Below are 17,423 nucleotides of genomic sequence, written 5' to 3' on the forward strand. Positions count from 1 at the left end.
GCTTACTGTGGCACCATGGCTTTCTGGTGTGGGGAGCTGTCGAATGACGTATCCGACAACTCCTCGACGGACATTACCCGCTCAATGTTCAGCAGAATAATAAACCCGTCATTGTGCAGCCCCATCCGCTGGATAAATTCGCCGCGGATATCGGTACCAAATTCCGGCGCGTTCTGAATATTCTGTCCCGGTATCTCCAGGATTTCGTTCACTGCATCAACAAGCATTCCCATCGGTTGCGGGTCACCGTCAACAAACAGTTCAACCATCACGATGCAGCTGCGTTTACTCAGCGTGGCGACCCGATTGCCCAGCCGATAGGAGAGATCCACCACAGGCACCACATTTCCACGCAGGTTAATCACGCCCCTGACGCTGTCCAGTGTCATTGGCACGCGGGTCATACCGCCGACTTCAATGATCTCTTTCACGTCGAGAATGCCTATTCCCAGCGTTTCGCCGAGAACAGTAAAGGTGAGGTACTGCTGGGACTCCCCACTCAAATCAAGACGCACAGATTGGTCTGTTAATAGATTCGCCATACCCTGCCTTCCTAAAAGCGCTCAAAGTCCTTCTCATCAAACACCGCTTCAGAGGCTGCAAATTGTGACAGTGCCTGTTTTGATGACGCGGGGATTGTCGGACGTTGTGGCGGCGGTGCTTTCTCTACCCCGCTTTGCTTCACTTTGAAAAATGCAACCGCTTCCTGTAGCGCGGAGGCCTGTGCATTCAACTCTTCAGCCGTGGCAGCAAGCTCTTCGGACGACGATGCGCTTTGCTGTGTGGTTTTATCCAGTTGGGACATGGCAACATTGATTTGGCCGACACCGGCAGATTGCTCGTCCGACGCAGCCGCAATTTCCTGCACCAAATCAGCGGTTTTACTGATGCTGGGGACAATTTTCTCCAGCAGATTCCCGGCTTCTTCAGCGATTGAGACACTGTTGGTGGCAAGCTCATTGATTTCCTGGGCTGTCACCCGGCTGTTTTCCGCCAGTTTACGCACTTCTGCGGCTACCACGGTAAAGCCTTTACCGTGCTCACCCGCCCTTGCCGCTTCAATGGCAGCATTGAGGGAAAGCAGGTTGGTTTTGTAGGCAATATCTTCGATAAGGCCAATCTTGTTGGCGATCTCCTTCATCGCTTTGACTGTACGTTCGACAGCCTGCCCGCCCTGATCCGCTTCACCGGCAGCCTTGGTTGCCATTCCATCTGTCACCCGTGCATTTTCGGCATTTTGCTGGACAGAAGCGTTCAGCTCTTCCACCGAGGCTGTGGTTTCTTCAACACTCGCAGCCTGCTCTGTTGCGCCTTGGCTCAGGGTTTGTGCCGTTGCACTCACCTGTTGTGACGCACTGACCAACGAATCAGCATTCGAGCGCACCTGTTGAATAACACTGGTCAACCTTGCCACCATATCTTTCATGGCGGCATAGACACCGGTGGCGTTTTCCGCATTGTGGAAAGTGACATTCAAATCCCCATCAGCAATTCTGCGTGCAATTGCCTCCATTTCACGGGGTTCACCGCCCAGCGGTTTTTTGATCACCCTGACCAACATCCAAGAGAGAGCAATGCCAAGCGCAATGGCCAATACAGACATGATGACAACCACGGTGACGGTCATCTCATTCTCTTTTCTAACTTTAGGGCCAAGGATGTCCTGATCCTGCTGAACGGACAGTTTCACCTCTTCAGTCGCCTCTGCAACCATCGGCCCAATCGTATCCAGTTCGCTGGCAATAATGACGTTTCTGTCACGGATGATTTCGTTAATTTCATCCAACGCGACTGAGTATTCTTCTTTCGCTTGCTGGAAATCTTGCAACATACGGCGGCGTTCAGGATTCTGAAGCGCCTGATCCAACGTCGACTCCCTGCCAGAGAGCGCAACATCCATTTCTTTATGCGCAACATCCGCATCTTGCTGCAAATTAGAATTCAGGTATTTGACGACGAAAAGACGCGCTGTCAGTACCGTTTCCAACGCTCTTCCCGCCAAATACGCCGCTTCGGGGTCACCATCAAGATACGCAGATTCCATGATGTTGTTCATCGCCTTACTCATCGCAAACCCTGCGGGTTCCAGCTTATTACTGACGACTTCATCGCGCCTTTTCATGTAGCCGACAACCTTGTCAAAGGCCGCGTCATATTGCTCTGTGGCCTGCGTGATGTAATCAACCTTTTCAGCTCGCTCAGGCTTTTGGATCTCTTTTTCTGCCTCCTGCACCAACTCTTCCAGCAGGGTATGGCGCTCCTTGAACGCTTCAATGGCTTTGTCGTTGTCCTTCAGCAGGTAGTCTTTGGCATAAAGGCGGACAAGCAACATATTCGCCTGCACGCGCCCCGCCAGATTGGCGTCCCTTGCAAGTCCTCGGTAATCATTGAAACCGTTAACAGCCCGCTCCAGCCCAACAAATGCCGACACAGAAACGACAACAAGCATCGCCAGTACGAGCGCATACCCAATACTGATCTGGGCACTTAGCTTGAGATTTTTAAACATCATCTTGCTCCTTGGATCAGAAGATTATTTTTTCGCGCACTTCCCAGCACTTCTCTGAAAATCAGTCACCTTTCGCAATTAGAAAGTCGCAATCAGTGAGTCCCAATCCTGTTTCTGGTTAGCACCGCAAGTTTTTAGCGTTAAGCTTTCAACCGCTATGGGTGTGTAAACACATTTCCAGCGTGCACCTACTCTGTTTCCACAGCCTTTTTATCGACGCGGCTCGATGGCTCATAGGCATTTTCCATTTGCTCCAGCAATTGGACTTGTTCGCGTGAGAGCACATGGTTGATGTCCAACAAAATAAAAAACAGATCGTCTACCCTGCCCAGCGCCTGGATAAAGTCGGTATTGACGCCCTCTCCCATTGAAGGAGCAGGCTGAATATTGCTTTGTTCGATCTCTACAATCTCATTCACCGCATCCACCAACATGCCAATCACCTGTTTACCACCTGCTGGCTGGGTAATTTCCACCAGCACAATACAGCTGCGTTTGCCGATTTCGCTGTAGCCCTTTGCCATACGTGCAGCGAGGTCAATCACTGTGACCACTTCGCCACGCAGGTTGATAACCCCGCGGATGAAATCCGGCATCATAGGCACTTCGGTCATGTCACTTATCTCGATGATTTCGTTGACATCAAGAATAGAGACCGCAAATTTCTTACCGGCGATATTGAATGTCAGGTACTGGGTAAACAGCTCGTCGGCACTGTCTTTTATCTCTTCTAAGTCGATGCCATACCCTGTAATTAACTCAGCCATAAACAATGCTCCCGGAAGCGTTTCGAAATCGTCAGATTTGATTGGCGACTAAAGGCTCGCGCTCGTTTTTATGTGTGGCGAGGGTGATCAGACCCTGAACATCCAGAATCAAGGCAATATCGCCACTGCCCAGTACCGTCGCCCCGCTGACGCCCTGCAACCCTTGGAAGACCTTGCCCAGTGGCTTGATCACGGTCTGGAGTTCACCAAACAGCTGATCGACCACCAGCCCTGCACGGGTACGCCCAAAGCGCACCACGACAAGGCTTTCACGGGTTCTGGTGTGGGTGGTTGCACGTGGTACGTTGAAGAAATCACCGAGCCGTATGTAAGGCATCACATCGCCACGGAGATTGACGTAATGGCGTTTCTCATCCACGCCCCAGTGGTAGGCGTCCATTTCCACGCACTCTTCCACCATACTGAGCGGGATGACATAGCGTTCGTCGCCGGTTCCGACCATAAAGCCGTCGATAATGGCAAGGGTCAGCGGCAAGTGGATGGTCACCAAGGTACCTTTGTCGACTTCACTTTCCACTTCGACGCTGCCACGCAGCTCATCGATATTGCGCCTGACAACATCCATCCCGACGCCGCGTCCGGAAAGGTTGCTCGCTTGCTCTTTGGTGCTGAGTCCCGGTTCAAAAATCAACCGCATCAACTCGCGGTGTGTCAGGGTTTGCTCCGCAGTGATCAGCCCGTTGGCAATGGCTTTGGCGCGTATTTTTTCCACATCCAGACCTGCACCGTCATCCGCGATTTGAATAACGATGTGGCCAGAATCATGCAGAGCATTCAGGCGAAGAGTACCTTTGCGGGGTTTGCCTTTGGCTTCCCGGTCATCCGGGCGTTCAATGCCGTGATCCAGGGAGTTGCGGATAAGGTGGGTTAATGGGTCATTGATTTTTTCGACAACGGTTTTGTCGAGTTCCGCCTCGCCTCCTGTAATGACCAGTTCAATATCTTTGCCCAGTTCCTTGCTGACATCCCTCACAACGCGACGGAAGCGCGAGAAGGTATCGCCAATCTGCACCATGCGCAGTTGCAAGGCATTGTCGCGGATTTCCTCTACGAGATTTTCTACACCGGCAACGACCTCGGTTGCCTCCTGAATGTCGTATTTGTCGACCATCAGTTTCACAGCCGCGTTGGAGATAACCAATTCACCCACAAGGTTAATCAGCTGCCCCAAACGGTTTGCATCCACCCGAATGTAATGCGCTTCCTTACTGGCTTTTTCCCGTGTCACTTCCTGCTTTTTCAGCGCTTGGGACACCACAGGCTGGCTGACGACATTTCGCTCTACCAGTATTTCGCCGAGGGGTTTTATCCCTTTTTCCGGGTTGCCGACCGCCTCATCAATCGCATTTTCCTGCTCATTCAGAGCACCTTGCAGTTCCTGTTCAGTAATCGCACCAACATGAACAAGGATCTCGCCCAGCTTTTGCACCGCCCCTTCGGGCAGTTCTTCCAGCAGCTTGAGATAGCTAACCTGTTTGGAATGCGGCGGCAGAATGCGGATTTCACAGTCATCGGCGGCGAACTCAAACACAGATTCGATATCTTCTTTCCCTGAGGAGGTTTGCAGCGCGATGCGAAATGACAGGTAACAGCTTTCCGGGTCAAAGTTTTCGATTGGAGGCTGGCGATGTGTCAGCGTGGCGATATCAGTAATCGTCCCCATTCGCTGCAAATAGCGGATAAATGACAGCGGATCGATGCCATTTCGCAGTGCGTCGCTCTGAAAATCCAGGGAAATTAGCCAGGTGTCATCACAGGTATCGCACTTAGGCTGGACATCGACAGTGGCTTTCTCCTCATGCACCTTTGTTATTTCATGCGCCAGTGGTACTTCATGAGTCAGTGTTACCGCATGCGTCAGTGCCTGAGCTTCGGTTTCTTGCTCCGGCTGACCGGAAAGCCTCTGTAAGATATCTTCGCCCACATCCAGCAAATCCTGTGGGATTGCGTTTTCATCACCCTCAGCGACTACCCTGACCAGATTTGAGGTGTGGTCTTTACACTGAAGCAAAAGCGCGATGGTGTCGGCATCGAGCCCTCGCTCACCGCTTCTCACATGGTCCATGACCGTTTCAACCGGATGGGTGAAAGCGACGATAAAATCAAAACCAAAAATGCCTGCTGCGCCTTTGATGGTGTGCATTGCACGGAATACGCTGTTGAGATGCTCATCATCGTCAGGCGCTTCTTCCATGGCGAGCAGCGCATCCTCCATCTGCTCCAGTAATTCTTCGGATTCCTGTACAAAGGTGAGCTTTACGTCATCCGTCATTGCGATTTACCCCCGGCAGGAAGAACAATTGGGTCACCAAAATGCGCCGCCAGATTCAGGGTTTCAAAAACATCGAGTACAGCGGCACTGTGTTTGACAAAGCGCATTTCTTTTTTTAGCTGAGCCGCTTCCTGCCGCAGTGCGATGAGAATTTGGACGCCCGCACTGTCTATCTCGCTGACATTTTCCAGAGAGATTTCCATTTCGTGGCAGTGGCACAATTTGTCTACCAGCTCATTTTTCATGGCTGTGGCCGTGTAAATAGTCATTTCGTCATTGATACTAAGGTGACTGATGCCATCTTTGCTATTCACATCGATACTCATTCCGTTCCCCTTGCTACGAAACTCCGATTGCATTTCACGCTTATGGCAATACAAGTTTCGCGACAGCATCTAACATTTGTGGTGGTTGAAATGGCTTAACCACCCATGCTTTCGCGCCTGCTGCACGACCCTCACTGATTTTATTTTGCCCCGCTTCGGTTGTGAGCATAATGACCGGCGTGAATTTATAATTGGGATGCTTTTTCACCTCTTTCAGGAACGTAATACCATCCATGTTTGGCATATTGACATCGCTGATAATCAGGTGGATTTTTTGACCCGTCATTTTGCTTAATGCATCTTTCCCATCACACGCTTCAATAACGTCATAACCGCCTCCCCGCAAGGCAATACCAACAACTTTACGGATGGATAAGGAGTCATCCACAATCAAAATAGTCTTCGCCATTGTTTACTCTCTTTAAGCCAAGGGAATATATTTACGGATACTGTTCAGAAAAAGCTGATGGAACCTCCCTCCGCCACACCACTTATTTGTTTGGTATCGTTTGGGGCGTGTTGCCGGTGTTCATCCTGCGTCGTGTAGGTCATTTTCATCGCTTCCAGAATTTCATCGACATCAATATTTATCTGACTGTCGGCATTTTGGAGAATGAGCTGATCCATACTGGACGTTACCTGCAGGAGAATTTGACTGATACGATCCTGGAATTGGAGTTCTATCAGCATTTGTTCAATTTGACCTTGAATTTCCTGGTTGACGGAAAGCAATTGCTCTCCCTCCGCGACCAGACTTTTCGCGTAAGATTCCAGATGTTCAATGACCTGCGAGATATAAGCCTCGCTCTCTTCCAGGGTTCTGCCTTCCTGATCTTTTGTAGAAGAGGCCGAAGATAGGATGCGAGAAATAACTGCTTTTACTTCCTCTATTTTTTTCGCTATTTGCTCCCCTGTGCCGCCCGACTGTGAAGAAAGCTCCCTCACTTCCTGCGCGACAACCGCAAACCCACGCCCCGCCTCTCCCGCGCGCGCGGCTTCAATGGCAGCATTGAGTGCCAGTAAGTTGGTTTGATTCGCGATAGAGGCGACTGATGACGCCATATGGTCAAGGTCGCTGGTAAAGGCGTGCAGTTCTTCGATTTGGTGGAAAAGCTGGTCGGTGGTGGCGTCGTACTCATTAAGTTTGACGAAAATATTGTGCAGGTTGGACATGTCACTTTCGATAGTATTGTCGACCGCTAAGCTGCCTCCAGAAGCCGTGTTTCTGGTTTCGACAATCAAATCCACCAAATTGCCAAACCGTTCCGTCAGTTCATTGATCGCTTTTTCTGACAATTCCTGACAAGTGAATAAATGGCGTTGCCATAACGGCACTACACGTTGCCAAAGTTGCTTTTGTGTTTCAGCACTCAGTTCATCACATGAAACACTTTGCTTGAGTTCTTTATTTGCCTTTTTGTACTGTTCAATTTTCAGGTTTAACTTGCTTGTATTTCGTGATTGAAGCAATGAAATCATTGCAACAGACAGCAACCAAAGAATTGAAATTGTAGATTGGTGATTTTCAACCAGTAATATCCCAACAAAAAAAGCGATGCCCAGCACAATTTGCAAGACTGAGTATTTGTCGAGATTATATTTCATTGAACCCCCAAGACATTCCTGTCACCAAACCAATAACGTCGACATCCAATAAATACAGTTCATGACTATATTATTTATCTCTTTTCGACTGAATATAGTTCAGCAGTGACACCTCGCCATTTGATAAATTTGCATTTATTCAATAAACGGCGTTGCCTTGATCTCGCTCAATTTTAATTGGGAATATTCACACTCATGTGAAGCACGTATATTTCACCGTTCAAATTAAAAAGAAACCCATATTCTTCAATGACGTTCTTCACTTCCTTATTTTCGGTTTTCCCGATTAGCCAGCTTCCTTGCTGGCTTTTTTATTCCTTTTTCCACAAAGCGTTTATTTTCTCGCATGGAGGCCGTGGGTAATCATCAAGGCTACTGCCACCCAGAAACAGCCGATCACGGTATCGAAGAAGCGCCACTGCATGAGTTCTAAGTCGCCTTTCGGGAACAGCGCAAAGTTAATCGCCACCATTACCGTTACCGTGATCGCCAGACTGAACAACATATAGCTCTTACGCAGACTGAATGGGATCCAGAAGGCAAATACGGCCACCACAAGGGCCAATGCAGATTGGGGAATATATCTCACCGCAACGTACGCAATGATGATGCCTAGCAGTGTACCGACAATACGATCCCACAGATGATGCCAGGAAAGCCTGTCGTTGATATGCATAACAAACAGGATGGTCAGGCCAACCCAACCGGGTTGAGATACATGCAGCCAGTTCGCGCTTAATGTAGCGACCAGAATGGTCAGAGGCAGGGTAAAGCCATAAAGCGGGCCGTTGGTATCCCCTTTGATGATTTGGAAAAACTCATCATTGGGTGAATGGGCAGTCTCATGAGTTTTGTGAAGCCAACCTTGCAACACAATCAGTACGACTGCCAGCAACGCGCCGGAGAAATAGGCTTTGCCAATTTCCACCGTGGCAGGAAAACCCAGTTGCGCCAACAACAACGCCGTCGCCAGATATTTTCCGAGCAAACCCCAGTAGGCATGTTCAGGCTTGGGCTGCCCGGCAAGGAAGCCGAATATCATCAAGGCAGCAATAGCGAGGTATTGGTGCCCAACCAGATTCAGCCCCAATGCGGCGGCAAGGATGACAGCCAGAACGCCAACAACGATTGCGGTTAGCTGCTTTAACGCCTGACTGCGCGGATCAAGCAACAGGGCAAGCAAAGCTCCTAAACACATAAACGCTGCTTGAAGATATTGATGCGCCAGTGCGCCATAAAGGATCGGCAAACCCATGCCGAGGGAAAATAATACGCCTCTGGTGCGTTCGTGGGGATACATCTTGAATACCACTGTGACAATTTGAGATTGTTGCGAAAGCCAAAGCTGAATCCTACTCCCAGGCTTTAATTATTCCACTCTTTTTTGAATGACGGGTAAATGTATTGCACTACTGGGTAAGTTTGCGGACTAACGCTGGTCTCGGCGATACTCCCCTCTTTGGAAGTTTTTGACGGGATACAAAAATGGCAGACCTCATTGTCTGCCATTTCAAGGTATTAGCGTGCCATTACGGCCGATACCGGGTGTTAGGCAACAGGTAAATCGCTTTCGATAAAGTCAAACGTGCCGCTGTGAATATAAACAAGGCGGCAATCCTTCACGTATTTCACACTGTGGATTTGGCCTTTATGGATGTATGCCGTGTCACCCTCAACATAGATCTCTTCCGGGCCGTCTTTGATCAAAGTGCCGTCATCAATGTTGTAAAACTGCACACGCATTTCACCTTCACAGATAATGGTCATGTCATCGCCAGGATGTGAATGTGGTGGTTCGGATGTACCTGCATTCCAAGCCTCCAACATGGTTTCAATACCGTCCGGGTCAGTCGGCAATGTGCCCCTGAAAGTAAAACCTTCTGGAAGATCATCCTCAGTTTTGAGGTGGTTCCATACATCACTGGTTTGCATCGTTGCCCGTATTGTTGTCATTTCACATCTCCAATTTTTGGCTTGTTCAACGCATTGAGTGTAGAGAATCAAAAGCGCGGGACTGGCTCATTTCTGATCAAAAACGCCTGATTACTCGCTGTAACCCTTCAGGAATCCAGCAAAATCTCAACCCGCTCTTTCCCTCTGCCAATGTTTTTGCGTTTGAGTTTGATGTTACCGACTTCCGCTGTTCGTTTGAGGTGTGTGCCACCACAGGGCACTTTGGCAAAGCCATCCACCTGCCAGTATCTTCGCCCCAATGCTTCATCCAAGAAGGCGCTTTCAATGGGCGAATCTGCATCAAGCAAAGCCTGCGCCTTTGATTCCATTTGTGCAAGGAGCGGCGTGATATTTTCTGGCCACTCAAAATCGACCCGGCTTTTGTCCTCACTGATATGGGCACTTAGTCAAGTCGCAACTCAGATACAAAAAAGGCTGAACCACTGTCAGCCTTTTCGTTCGGGAGTAACGAGTTAGGTTACATCACACACTCTTGCGCCGCTTTGGCTTTATCAATCGCTTTCTCAATCAGAGATTGCGATTCTTCATTGCCAATCACAGCCATAAACTTGTTCAGCATCTTTTCTGCTGTGCTTTCTGAGGTCGCATCCACCAGGCAAGCGTAAGAGTTGGCAATCTGGTCGCTGACTTCCTGCAACGCTGATGTATCGGTGAAATCAACATCAACCGCTTCTTTCAGAGATTCAGCCAGCTCCTGGGCAGATTCCGTCGCACCTTGCAGGGATTCAATGTTCAACTCACTGAGATCAACAGATTCGATTTGCTCCTGCACACTGTCGACGGCCTTGGTTGCCGCTTCCTGTGCCTTATCAATCGCTTTGTTTGCTTCATCACAGCCTGTCAGTGCAGCAACAAGCATCAGTGCAGTGATCGATTTTTTCATCGTGGTTCCTAATTAACTTTCTGATACCGCGAACACTATACGCTATCGCCTAGCCAGATAGAATTAAAGCAAGCGCCGCGCTGAATGCTACTTCTTATTTAGCATCCATTCATGATCCGGATCGTTTTTGAACTTCCAGACACGTTTCGGTCCCGCCATCACATTCAAGTAATACAGGTCGTAACCATAAGGGGCGCCGACTGGGTGATAGCCTTCCGGCACCATCACCACGTTGCCGTCTTCTACCGCCATGGTTTCATCCAGAGTGCGTTCGTCGTTGTAAACGCGCTGGAACGAAAAGCCCTGCTTGGGATTGATGCGGTGGTAATAGGTTTCTTCTAGGATTGATTCTTCCGGCAGGTTATCCACGCTGTGTTTGTGCGGCGGATAGCTCGACCAATTACCCGACGGCGTAAACACTTCAACCACCAACAGGCTGTCAGCGTTTTCATCCCAATCAGGCAAAATATCGTGAATATGGCGGGTGTTGGCACCCTCCCCTCGTACTGACACTTTCTTCGGATCCGGTTCAATCAAACGCGCTTGGTGGTTGCCATATCCCGGCGCCTTACAGACCGCAAGTTCAACGTCAGTGTTGGCTTTTAGCGTCCACTCGTTGTCGTTGGGCACATACACCGCCCAGGGCGGGATTTGCTCGAAAATATCCATGCGCTCGCCAATGTCATGCCAGGTTTCCGTACCCACTGCGACATCGGCTTTCCCACTGAGCAGAACCAGACACGCTTCCTGATCGCCCGTGCCTTGGGTCAAGGTTTCCCCGGCTTTGATGTTGAACACTTCAAAGCCCACAAATGACCACCCGGCCGATTCAGGGGTGATTTTCAGGATGCGGCCGTCGCTGTCAGGTGCGCTCGGTTTAACCAGTAATTTTGACATTGTTTCCCTCCAAAAAATTGTCCTGCGGCTGGCGTAAATCCTCGAACCCTATTACTCAGCCAACCTGCGTTCTATGTATTCAAATGACTTTCGCATCTGCGCTTCGTCCAAAAACACTGTAGGGTCTGAAACATCGGAGATTTGCACCGTCGCAATGTGCTCCTCGAAGTAGTCATTGTCTCCGGAAATTAAGTGCTGGAACGTATCGTGTATGAGCTTGAAGGGATTATCTTCACCCAATGCTGTCATTAGCGGCACAACATCAGCCTGTTCACGTCTATTTCATCCAGCGTTCTAGCCATCGCTAACCCGCCGTTTTCAAGAAGGCCCCCGATGCCGCAAGATCCTTCAAAAACGCAATGACTGAGCTTATCCGTGGGATCCGCTGGGTGTTCTGGTGATAGACCAAAAAGAACTCCCGCTCCGCCTGCACTTCCGGCAATACCTTGATAAGCCTATATTCTTTATCCACAAGAAAGCCATGCAACATACCAATACCCACTCCTGCACGCACTGCCTCAACCTGGCCTGTCGGGGAATAGATAGACACCTGCGACTGCCATTGCGGCCAAACGGAGCGGGCGATATTCAACCTGTCGGTAAACAGCAAATCTTCCACATATCCAATCAAACAATGGTCGGCAAGCTTTTCAAGTGAATCCGGCACACCGTGTCTGTCGAGGTAATCCTGTGAAGCAAATAGCCCAACGGTGTAAGTACCGAGGCTGACAGACTTCAGGCTCTGCTCCATTGGCCGGCCAACCATCACTGCCAGATCTGCCTCCCGCCGTGAAAGGGAAAAACCGGGCGATTGGGGCACCACTTCTATTTTCAGTTGTGGATGCAATTCCAGAAGCTGGCGCAGACTCGGCGTGAGGATTTTGAGTGCAAAGCCCTCCGGCGCTGCAATACGCACCGTACCGCTAATGCTGTTGGTATCTGAACCGAACACCTCACCGGCAGCTTCAATTTCTGCTTCTGCCCTTTCCAAATACTCCACCAGTCTGTGCCCTTCATCCGTCAGGCTGAAACCTTTGTTGTGACGGATTAACAGTTGGGATTTGGTACGCGACTGCAAATGGGATAAATGACGGGAAAGGGTAATGGCAGAAACCCCAAGGCTTTCAGCCGCTTTGCCAATCTGCCCTGCCCGCGCCACGGCCAGGAAGTAGCGCGCATCTTCCCAGTTAAATCGTGGAGTACTCATCACCGCTCCTTGTGATCTATCAAATTTGATAGATCTTATAGTAAATATTTTCCATTGTTCATAAACAAGTTTAGGTCTTAAATGAGATTAACCCATCAAGGGAAGTAACCAATCGAAGGAAATGACCATGACTACTCTGGGTAACTACATCAACGGCGAACGTGTCGCTTCGGAATCAGGCCGCACCGCCCCTGTCTTCAATCCTGCTACTGGCGAGAAACGTCTCGACGTCGCCCTTTCATCGGCCGACGAAACCCGCGCCGCGATTGCCAACGCACAGGAGGCATTCAAAGACTGGAGCGCAACCCCGCCGCTCAGCCGTGCCCGTGTGATGTTCAAGTTTAAAGAGTTGCTGGAACAGCATGCCGACGAAATCGCCGAACTTATTACCCTAGAACACGGCAAAGTCTTCTCCGATGCCAAAGGCGAACTGACCCGAGGCCTTGAAGTGGTGGAATTCGCTTGTGGTATTCCGCACCTTCAAAAAGGCGAGCACAGCCTGAATGTCGGCCGCGGCGTGGACAGCTACAGCCAGATGATGCCAATGGGCGTTGTGGCGGGGATTACACCATTTAACTTCCCGGCTATGGTGCCAATGTGGATGTTCCCGGTTGCCATCGCTTGCGGTAACACCTTTGTACTGAAGCCTTCAGAGAAAGATCCTTCTGTTCCGCTGCGTCTGGCTGAACTGCTAACCGAAGCTGGCTTGCCAAACGGCGTGTTCAACGTGGTAAACGGTGACAAGGAGTCTGTCGATGTCCTGCTGACTGATGAACGCATTGAAGCGGTCAGCTTTGTTGGCTCAACCCCGATTGCGGAATACATCTACTCAACGGCATGTGCCCACGGCAAGCGTGTTCAGGCTTTGGGTGGCGCGAAAAACCATATGATCGTGATGCCAGATGCGGATCCAGAGCAGGTGATTAACTCGCTGATGGGCGCGGCTTATGGCTCAGCCGGTGAGCGCTGTATGGCAATTTCCGTTGCGGTGTGTGTGGGCGATGAAGTAGCGAACCACCTGGTGAAAGACCTGCAAGGCGCAATTGCAGAACTGAAAGTTGGCCCAGGTATTGGCGAGGCCATTGAATCCCACATGGGCCCATTGGTTAGCCGCCAACACGCTGACAAAGTGATCGGCTACATTGATGCCGGTGTGGAAGAAGGCGCTGAGCTGCTGGTTGATGGCCGCAACTTTGTGGTGACAGGTAACGAGAACGGCTATTTTGTCGGCCCAACCCTGTTCAACCACGTCAAACCCGGCATGCGCATCTACAAAGAAGAGATCTTCGGCCCCGTGCTGGCGGTGGTTCGTGTCGACAGCTATGAAGAAGCGCTGGCGCTGATCAACGAACACGAGTACGGAAACGGCACGGCAATCTTCACCCGTGACGGCGACACTGCGCGTAACTTCGCGGCAAATGTTCAGGTTGGTATGATCGGCATCAACGTGCCAATCCCAGTGCCAATGGCCTTCCACAGCTTCGGCGGCTGGAAACGCTCACTGTTCGGTCCACTGCACATGCATGGCCCAGATGGTGTACGCTTCTACACCCGCATGAAAACCATCACCGCCCGCTGGCCAACCGGCCTGAGCGCAGGCCCAGAGTTTTCAATGCCGACAATGAAGTAAGAAAAAAAATAGAAATAAGAAAGGGAGAGCAACTGCTCTCCCTTAGTCTTTGCAGCATTACTGATACGTCAGTCTGACGCACTGGCTCGCAGCGCTACCATCTGCCCTTTCACCGCCAAGCAATATCACCGAGTCGCCAACCGTCAAAGCTGTTCCATACGCAATACCTTCAGGCAACTGTCCCGCGGTTTCCCATCGCTTGCCATCAAACATCCAAACCGTATCGTCATACCGCTTTGTCAGGCCTTTGTGGCTGTAGAGTTTCTGTTGGCTGAAGTTGTGCTGGCTGCCGACAAAGTAAGCGCCACCTGCCACCAAGTAATGATTTTCCAACCGCGCGCCAAAGTGCCCGGCGAGTCCTTCGTGAGCGTTGTTTGTCTCTGAAATCGCCGGTAACCGCATCGGATGAATGGTACCGTCACCCTGAAATTGGAAGGCTTTGCTTTCCAAACTGCGAAGACCGGGCTTTACCTCCCCTTCTACCAACACAACCTTGTTACCGTCTTTGATGAGCGCAGCACCGCAGTTGGCCGGATACGGGTTTTGCGCGGCGATATGCCATTTCCCGCTCTGGATATCAAACTGCCAAATTTCTTTGTTCCAACCATAAGCCGGGATGGGGCGGGACATAAATTCGCAGAAGACAGCCTGATACTGTTCAGGCTCCCTAGCTGCATCCATTGCGCTGATTTGGCTTAAAAATGTATCGAAGGTTTCCTTACAGTAACCACCCCAGAAATGGAGTTTGCCCTCAGACATCTCACACGCACTCGCCCCCAGAAAGCCGACAGGAGCCTGAGTTGCCAGTTTTTCCCAACGGTTTTCGACCGGGTCGAACGCATAACCGTCCATCAACACGGCGGGAGGCTCGCCATTTTGCTCGCTTCCCGCACCTGAAAAGACGTAGAGTTTGCCGTTACACACCGCCGAGACCGCATCATTGCGTTCGGTGCCGGGGAAATCCGGCGCGGATTGCCAACCGCGATCAGGTCTTTCAAGGTCGTAATAGAAAAGCCGCTTTCCGGCACTCCCCAAACCAACATAGAGCCGGTTGCCTAACTTCCCACCAACGCCATGTTTTATCCCAACCGGAAGCTGGGCAAACTCAGCAATATGTAACGACATAACCACTACTCCCTGTTAGTCATGAATATCCACGCCAGAGCCATTCCATTCGAGCAAGTAAACCTTATTGCTGGCACTACGGTCAGCTTTTTCACCACCGGCAATCACCACACCATCATCCGTGGTAAACGATGCGCCATAAGCCAAGCCTTCTGGCAGGTTGTTTACGCGCGCCCAAAGCTCATTTTTCTGCACATAGATTTCTGGGTTGTAGGCTTTGCTCAAGCCTTCATGGGCGAACATTTTGCCACTCTCAAAAGCCGCTTTGGCACCGTGGAAATTCGCGCCACCGGCCACAATCAGTGCACCATTGCTCTTACCCGCAAACGCTCCTGCTACCCCTTCCTGAACCGTTCCGGCTTCAGGGGCAGGAAGTTCATGCATGCTGCTCCATGGCTGTGCTCCGCCAAAACGATACTGTTTAACTTCTGCTGTGCGTAAACCGGGCTTGATTTCACCGCTGACAAGCGTTGCACTCTCACCTTCCGCAACCAACGCAGTGCCACAGTTTGGCAGGTATGGTGATTGTCCAATCTCGTTCCAACTGCCGTTTTTCGGGTTGAAGCTCAAAACCTGGCGGTTCCACTTATAATCCAGTGGCTTCATGCCCATGTAGTTGTCGACGATTTCCTGCCAGCCTGTCGGATTGGTTTTTCTGTCTGTGGTGTTGATATCAGAGAGGTACTGGTCAAAGTAGGCTTTGTTGTAGCCGCCGAAGAAGAGGATTTGCTGATTGTCTGGAGAGAATGAAGCAGCGCCCAGCAAGCCTACCGGCGTTTTGGTTTTCACTTGTTCCCACTGGTTTGTTTTGGCATCAAAGCGATAAACCGTGTCGAACAAAATAGGCGATTTATCACTGGCATTGGCTTTGCCCGAACCACCGAAGATATAAATGCTGTCACCCAAGACGGTAGCGGTCGCGCCACTTCTTGCCGGGCCGGAGAAATCAGCCTGCTGTTGCCAACCTTTATCCATTTGATCCAGATCCAGCATGTAAAAACGCTGTTCCATGGAGCCCAAACCCACATACAGTTTGTTACCCACTTGGGCGCTGACACCAGATTTCACCCCTTCCGGTAAGTCCGGCCAGTGTTGATTGGCATAAGCGGTAGAGGAAAGACCAGCAAGCAAAGGTAGAGCCAGGGATAAAGAAGCTATTAATTTCATCGTAATGGTTCCCTTATTAGTGAAGTTAACATTTCACTTCTGATTGACCTGCAGCCATACAACCTAATTGGTGCATATTTTTTTATTTGATATCTATTCGATAAAAATATTTTTCATTGATTAGCCAAAATAAAGCCCACTAACGGTGGGCTCATGTTTTTCTTGCTGTCAGCGCATCAAAGGCATAACCACTTCAGCGGTTTCGACAACAGATTTCGCATACTCAGGATGGTTTTCCAGCAAAGTGTTGACCAGCACATCCACCAGCAACAGAGCACCAACTTTTGAGGAAAATGCACCGCCGGTGAGAGGCCCTTCAGGGCGGGCTGCTACCAGCATTTCCGAACAGATCGAAGTCAAAGGGCTGTGGCTGATGTTTGTCAGTGCCACCACTGGCACATCACGATGGTGAGCTTGGGAAACTGCGTGGATCACTTCGCGCGTTGAGCCTGAGCTGGACAATGCAAACCACAAATCTCCTTCCCGACTTCTTACAGCGTTTATGGCAGCAAGGTGTGTATCTTCATACATGGTCACACGTTTGCCGATGCGCAGAAGGCGAAACGCAAGGTAATGCCCGACAATGCTTGATGCCCCAACGCCCACGCAGCTGATGTATTCGGCGTTATGGACAAGATCACAGATACGGTTCAGTGCTTTACGATCCACCAGTTCAGCGGTATCCAGCAAACTGGCAACCGCACTTTGCGCTGAAACAGTGCAAATGTCCCCGGATGCATCGTTGGATACGCGCGGCTGGGACTGCGACAAATCTACCGCCAGCGCCATCCTGAAATCAGAGTAACCTTTGTAGCCCATGTCGCGGCACAGGCGTACGACAGTGGCTTCACTGGTTTCGGTATTTCTGGCAAGGTCAGTGATCGTTTGATACTGAACCTCGTTTGCGTTCTCGAGTATATAGTCCGCCACCACACGCAACTTTTTGCTGAGTGGCTCTATGTTGGAACGTAATCTGACGAGTAAATTTTTAGGCGAGTTCACAGGTGCCTCTTTTCCATACCTAGGGTGGCTAAAAGTAA

16 protein-coding genes and 2 pseudogenes are annotated in these 17,423 nt (G+C 50.4%); 1 reads left to right on the forward strand and 17 read right to left on the reverse strand.

The genetic code is table 11. From position 1 onward, the window contains the following. Positions 1-2 precede the first annotated feature (2 nt). The 14 genes and pseudogenes from KU854_RS03455 to KU854_RS03520 form a co-directional block, all read right to left on the reverse strand. The gene (locus KU854_RS03455; RefSeq protein WP_218357083.1) at positions 3-542 is read right to left on the reverse strand and encodes a chemotaxis protein CheW; all 540 of its coding nucleotides are present in this window, start codon (positions 540-542) and stop codon (positions 3-5) included. Between the two features lie 11 nt (positions 543-553). Then, positions 554-2,509, reverse strand: a complete 1,956-nt coding sequence (locus KU854_RS03460) for a HAMP domain-containing methyl-accepting chemotaxis protein (protein WP_255555381.1) — start codon at positions 2,507-2,509, stop codon at positions 554-556. A 188-nt stretch (positions 2,510-2,697) separates the two neighbouring features. Then, a complete protein-coding gene (locus tag KU854_RS03465; RefSeq protein WP_054779226.1) occupies positions 2,698-3,276 on the reverse strand; it encodes a chemotaxis protein CheW in 579 nt (192 codons plus the stop codon). A 31-nt stretch (positions 3,277-3,307) separates the two neighbouring features. Then, positions 3,308-5,569, reverse strand: a complete 2,262-nt coding sequence (locus KU854_RS03470) for a chemotaxis protein CheA (RefSeq protein WP_218357084.1) — start codon at positions 5,567-5,569, stop codon at positions 3,308-3,310. Continuing rightward, positions 5,566-5,895 carry an STAS domain-containing protein gene (locus KU854_RS03475; protein WP_218357085.1) on the reverse strand — a complete coding sequence of 110 codons (330 nt, stop codon included), beginning with the start codon at positions 5,893-5,895 and terminating at the stop codon, positions 5,566-5,568. Before KU854_RS03475 ends, KU854_RS03470 begins: the two co-directional genes overlap by 4 nt. A 40-nt stretch (positions 5,896-5,935) precedes the next feature. Then, positions 5,936-6,304, reverse strand: a complete 369-nt coding sequence (locus KU854_RS03480) for a response regulator (RefSeq protein WP_218357086.1) — start codon at positions 6,302-6,304, stop codon at positions 5,936-5,938. A 407-nt stretch (positions 6,305-6,711) separates the two neighbouring features. Then, positions 6,712-6,963 (reverse strand): annotated as a pseudogene (locus KU854_RS25200) (methyl-accepting chemotaxis protein); the annotation flags it as partial. Positions 6,964-7,834: 871 nt separating this feature from the next. After that, entirely contained in the window at positions 7,835-8,698 is an 864-nt protein-coding gene (locus KU854_RS03490) for an FUSC family protein (RefSeq protein ID WP_255555383.1), read from the reverse strand. A gap of 350 nt (positions 8,699-9,048) precedes the next feature. After that, positions 9,049-9,453, reverse strand: coding sequence for a cupin domain-containing protein (locus KU854_RS03495; RefSeq protein WP_218357089.1), 405 nt, complete (start codon positions 9,451-9,453; stop codon positions 9,049-9,051). A 107-nt stretch (positions 9,454-9,560) separates the two neighbouring features. Then, positions 9,561-9,860: pseudogene (locus KU854_RS03500) on the reverse strand (alanyl-tRNA editing protein); the annotation flags it as partial. Between the two features lie 71 nt (positions 9,861-9,931). Further along, positions 9,932-10,357 (reverse strand): hypothetical protein, encoded by a 426-nt coding sequence (locus KU854_RS03505; RefSeq protein ID WP_218357091.1) that lies wholly within the window; start codon positions 10,355-10,357, stop codon positions 9,932-9,934. A gap of 87 nt (positions 10,358-10,444) precedes the next feature. Then, positions 10,445-11,254, reverse strand: coding sequence for a 5-deoxy-glucuronate isomerase (iolB, locus tag KU854_RS03510; RefSeq protein WP_218357092.1), 810 nt, complete (start codon positions 11,252-11,254; stop codon positions 10,445-10,447). 51 nt (positions 11,255-11,305) lie between these two features. Next, entirely contained in the window at positions 11,306-11,512 is a 207-nt protein-coding gene (locus tag KU854_RS03515; protein ID WP_218357093.1) for a hypothetical protein, read from the reverse strand. A 46-nt stretch (positions 11,513-11,558) separates the two neighbouring features. Further along, positions 11,559-12,461, reverse strand: a complete 903-nt coding sequence (locus KU854_RS03520; protein ID WP_218357094.1) for a LysR family transcriptional regulator — start codon at positions 12,459-12,461, stop codon at positions 11,559-11,561. A 127-nt stretch (positions 12,462-12,588) separates the two neighbouring features. Here KU854_RS03520 and KU854_RS03525 point away from each other — a divergent pair, with 127 nt between their 5' ends. Continuing rightward, positions 12,589-14,091 carry a CoA-acylating methylmalonate-semialdehyde dehydrogenase gene (locus KU854_RS03525; protein ID WP_218357095.1) on the forward strand — a complete coding sequence of 501 codons (1,503 nt, stop codon included), beginning with the start codon at positions 12,589-12,591 and terminating at the stop codon, positions 14,089-14,091. A gap of 57 nt (positions 14,092-14,148) precedes the next feature. Here KU854_RS03525 and KU854_RS03530 read toward each other — a convergent pair whose 3' ends face one another. From KU854_RS03530 to KU854_RS03540, 3 genes are all read right to left on the reverse strand, one after another. Further along, entirely contained in the window at positions 14,149-15,216 is a 1,068-nt protein-coding gene (locus tag KU854_RS03530; RefSeq protein WP_218357096.1) for a YjhT family mutarotase, read from the reverse strand. A gap of 15 nt (positions 15,217-15,231) precedes the next feature. Next, on the reverse strand, positions 15,232-16,389 hold the full coding sequence (locus tag KU854_RS03535) for an N-acetylneuraminate epimerase (RefSeq protein ID WP_418885835.1): 1,158 nt from the start codon (positions 16,387-16,389) through the stop codon (positions 15,232-15,234). A gap of 162 nt (positions 16,390-16,551) precedes the next feature. Beyond that, positions 16,552-17,385, reverse strand: coding sequence for an SIS domain-containing protein (locus tag KU854_RS03540; RefSeq protein WP_054779207.1), 834 nt, complete (start codon positions 17,383-17,385; stop codon positions 16,552-16,554). Positions 17,386-17,423 lie beyond the last annotated feature (38 nt).

The organism is Enterovibrio paralichthyis (genome assembly GCF_019209835.1).
Lineage (GTDB): Bacteria > Pseudomonadota > Gammaproteobacteria > Enterobacterales > Vibrionaceae > Enterovibrio > Enterovibrio paralichthyis.

Coding starts and splice junctions, on each gene's coding strand:
- KU854_RS03455 (WP_218357083.1), bottom strand. CDS start 542: ATGGCGAATCTATTAACAGACCAATCTGTGCGTCTTGATTTGAGTGGG.
- KU854_RS03460 (WP_255555381.1), bottom strand. CDS start 2,509: ATGTTTAAAAATCTCAAGCTAAGTGCCCAGATCAGTATTGGGTATGCG.
- KU854_RS03465 (WP_054779226.1), bottom strand. CDS start 3,276: ATGGCTGAGTTAATTACAGGGTATGGCATCGACTTAGAAGAGATAAAA.
- KU854_RS03470 (WP_218357084.1), bottom strand. CDS start 5,569: ATGACGGATGACGTAAAGCTCACCTTTGTACAGGAATCCGAAGAATTA.
- KU854_RS03475 (WP_218357085.1), bottom strand. CDS start 5,895: ATGAGTATCGATGTGAATAGCAAAGATGGCATCAGTCACCTTAGTATC.
- KU854_RS03480 (WP_218357086.1), bottom strand. CDS start 6,304: ATGGCGAAGACTATTTTGATTGTGGATGACTCCTTATCCATCCGTAAA.
- KU854_RS03490 (WP_255555383.1), bottom strand. CDS start 8,698: ATGTGTTTAGGAGCTTTGCTTGCCCTGTTGCTTGATCCGCGCAGTCAG.
- KU854_RS03495 (WP_218357089.1), bottom strand. CDS start 9,453: ATGACAACAATACGGGCAACGATGCAAACCAGTGATGTATGGAACCAC.
- KU854_RS03505 (WP_218357091.1), bottom strand. CDS start 10,357: ATGAAAAAATCGATCACTGCACTGATGCTTGTTGCTGCACTGACAGGC.
- iolB (WP_218357092.1), bottom strand. CDS start 11,254: ATGTCAAAATTACTGGTTAAACCGAGCGCACCTGACAGCGACGGCCGC.
- KU854_RS03520 (WP_218357094.1), bottom strand. CDS start 12,461: ATGAGTACTCCACGATTTAACTGGGAAGATGCGCGCTACTTCCTGGCC.
- KU854_RS03525 (WP_218357095.1), top strand. CDS start 12,589: ATGACTACTCTGGGTAACTACATCAACGGCGAACGTGTCGCTTCGGAA.
- KU854_RS03530 (WP_218357096.1), bottom strand. CDS start 15,216: ATGTCGTTACATATTGCTGAGTTTGCCCAGCTTCCGGTTGGGATAAAA.